This window comes from Sphingomonas sp. DMC8 (assembly GCF_056314185.1).
In genome coordinates this window covers 2501-5762 of the sequence record NZ_JBQUYV010000015.1, presented here as the reverse complement: position 1 = coordinate 5762, position 3262 = coordinate 2501, and the positions used below count along the sequence as shown (strand labels likewise).

Sequence of the window (3262 nt, the reverse complement as noted above, 5' to 3'; positions counted from 1 at the left end):
CGGTTTGGTGTGTGTGTTGGATTGGTTGCGGGGGCAGGATTTGAACCTGCGGCCTTCAGGTTATGAGCCTGACGAGCTACCGGGCTGCTCCACCCCGCGCCAATGCTGGTTGCCCTTTGGGGCAGAACGGGGGACATGTGAATGGGTTTTTGGTGTATTTCCGCAAGCGCGACACGGGCTTCAATGCCTGGCGGCGACCTACTCTTCCATTGCTTGAGCAATAGTACCATCGGCGCTGTCTGGTTTCACGGCCGAGTTCGGGATGGGATCGGGTGGGTCACAGACGCTATGGCCACCAAGCAATGAAGCCGGTGTGGCGTTTGGGAAATGGGTTTCAAATCGTGCACAAAGGCTGGATTGTCATCCACCCTGCATGACAACCCAGGGTTGTCGATGGGGGTGTGAAACTCTCAAGCGCGAAAAGAGCAATTAGTATCGGTTAGCTCCACGCGTTACCGCGCTTCCACATCCGATCTATCAAGGTCGTGGTCTTCGACCGCTCTATGAAATCTTATCTCGAGGGAGGCTTCCCGCTTAGATGCTTTCAGCGGTTATCCCGTCCATACATAGCTACCCTGCTGCGCCGTTGGCACGACGACAGGTACACCAGAGGTATGTTCAACCCGGTCCTCTCGTACTAGGGTCAACTCCTCTCAAATTTCGACGCCCACGGCAGATAGGGACCAAACTGTCTCGCGACGTTCTGAACCCAGCTCACGTACCACTTTAATTGGCGAACAGCCAAACCCTTGGGACCTGCTCCAGCCCCAGGATGTGATGAGCCGACATCGAGGTGCCAAACAACCCCGTCGATATGAGCTCTTGGGGGTTATCAGCCTGTTATCCCCGGCGTACCTTTTATCCGTTGAGCGATGGCCCTTCCACGAGGGACCACCGGATCACTATGACCGACTTTCGTCTCTGCTCGACTTGTCAGTCTCGCAGTCAGGCTGGCTTATGCCATTGCACTCTAACAGCCGGTTTCCAACCGGCCTGAGCCAACCTTCGCGCGCCTCCGTTACTCTTTGGGAGGCGACCGCCCCAGTCAAACTACCCGCCACAGAGGGTCCCTGCACCGGATGACGGTGCGAGGTTAGACAGTAAAGAACAACAGGGTGGTATTTCACTTGGTGGCTCCACACCAGCTGGCGCCGGTGCTTCAAAGCCTCCCACCTATTCTACACAGTTGTTCTCCACTGCCACTCTGAAGCTGCAGTAAAGGTGCACGGGGTCTTTCCGTCTAACCGCGGGTACTCCGCATCTTCACGGAGAATTCAATTTCGCTGAGCATGTCCTGGAGACAGTGGGGAAGTCGTTACGCCATTCGTGCAGGTCGGAACTTACCCGACAAGGAATTTCGCTACCTTAGGACCGTTATAGTTACGGCCGCCGTTTACCTGGGCTTCATTTCGGAGCTTGCACTCCTCCACTTAACCTTCAGGCACCGGGCAGGCGTCAGGCCCTATACGTCGTCTTGAAGCCGACTTAGCAGAGCCCTGTGTTTTTGCTAAACAGTCGCTACCCCCTGGCCTGTGCCCCCTGCAACTGGTTGCCCAGAAGCAGGGCCTCCTTCTTCCGAAGGTACGGAGGCAATTTGCCGAGTTCCTTCAGGACACTTCTCTCAAGCGCCTTGGTATACTCTACCAGACCACCTGTGTCGGTTTCGGGTACGGTCTATACGGTGGGGCTATTTCCCGGGACTGCTTCGAAGCCAGTTCAATCCGATAAGAACTGACAACTTACGCAATCCGTCACACACCACCAGGCCCACGAATATTAACGTGGTTCCCATCGACTACCCCCTTCGGGCTCGTCTTAGGGGCCGGCTCACCCTGCGCGGATTAGCCTTGCGCAGGAACCCTTGGTCTTTCGGCGAGAGGGCATCTCACCCTCTTTATCGCTACTCATGTCTGCATTCGCACTTCCGATACCTCCATGGTCGGTTACCCTTCCACTTCACAGGCTTACGGAACGCTCCGCTACCGCGTGGATAAATCCACACCCTAAGCTTCGGTGCACGTCTTGAGCCCCGTTACATCTTCGCCGCAGGAACCCTTATTTAGACCAGTGAGCTGTTACGCTTTCTTTAAAGGATGGCTGCTTCTAAGCCAACCTCCTGGTTGTTTTGGGATTCCCACATGCTTTCCCACTTAGACGTGACTTGGGGACCTTAGCTGTAGGTCAGGGCTGTTTCCCTTTTGACGACGGACCTTAGCACCCGCCGTCTGTCTCCCGGATATCACTCCTAGGTATTCGGAGTTTGGTTAGAGTTGGTAGATCTCGCGACCCCCGCATCCATCCAGTGCTCTACCCCCTAGGGTGTTCATCCGAGGCACTACCTCAATAGTTTTCGCGGAGAACCAGCTATTTCCCGGCTTGATTGGCCTTTCACCCCTAAGCACAACTCATCCGGTAACTTTTCAACGTTAATCGGTTCGGACCTCCAGTGGGTGTTACCCCACCTTCATCCTGGTCATGCATAGATCGCCGGGTTTCGGGTCTAATGCATCAAACTCAGTCGCCCTATTCAGACTCGCTTTCGCTGCGCCTACACCTATCGGCTTAAGCTTGCTTGATACATTAAGTCACAGACCCATTATGCAAGAGGTACGCGGTCAGGGCTTAAAGCCCCTCCCACTGCTTGTAGGCATTCGGTTTCAGGTACTGTTTCACTCCCCTCATCGGGGTGCTTTTCACCTTTCCCTCACGGTACTAGTTCGCTATCGGTCATGTACGAGTATTTAGGCTTGGAGGGTGGTCCCCCCATGTTCAGACAGGATTTCACGTGTCCCGCCCTACTCGAGTCCTTCAACATCACTTTCGCATACGGGGCTGTCACCCGCTATGGCGCTACTTTCCAGAAGCTTCTGCTAGTTGAATTGAAGGCACTGGCCTGGTCCGCGTTCGCTCGCCACTACTAACGGAATCTCGGTTGATGTCTTTTCCTCCGGGTACTGAGATGTTTCAGTTCTCCGGGTTCGCTTCACCAAAGCTATGTATTCACTTCGGTGATACCTTGCCCCAATTAACTCGGACGACCGTTACCAGTCGGCTGAATTAATTGGTGAAGGTGGGTTTCCCCATTCGGAAATCGTCGGGTCAAAGCTTGCTCACAGCTCACCGACGCTTATCGCAGCGTGCCACGTCCTTCATCGCCTGTACATGCCAAGGCATCCACCAAATGCCCTTACCTCACGCTTGAGAGTCCACACCACCAACGACAACGCTGGGCGTTCACAAAGAACACCAACTCGGCAGAGCA

General features: G+C 54.8%; 1 tRNA gene and 2 rRNA genes. All 3 read right to left on the bottom strand.

Going from position 1 to position 3262, the window contains the following annotated elements:
* Positions 1-22: 22 nt before the first annotated feature.
* The 3 genes from ACT53K_RS19310 to ACT53K_RS19300 all read right to left on the bottom strand — a co-directional run bounded on the left by ACT53K_RS19310 (position 23) and on the right by ACT53K_RS19300 (position 3201).
* Positions 23-99, bottom strand: a tRNA-Met gene (locus tag ACT53K_RS19310).
* 86 nt (positions 100-185) lie between these two features.
* Positions 186-300: ribosomal RNA gene (gene rrf / locus ACT53K_RS19305) — 5S ribosomal RNA — on the bottom strand.
* Positions 301-409: 109 nt separating this feature from the next.
* A 23S ribosomal RNA gene (locus tag ACT53K_RS19300) occupies positions 410-3201 on the bottom strand.
* Positions 3202-3262 lie beyond the last annotated feature (61 nt).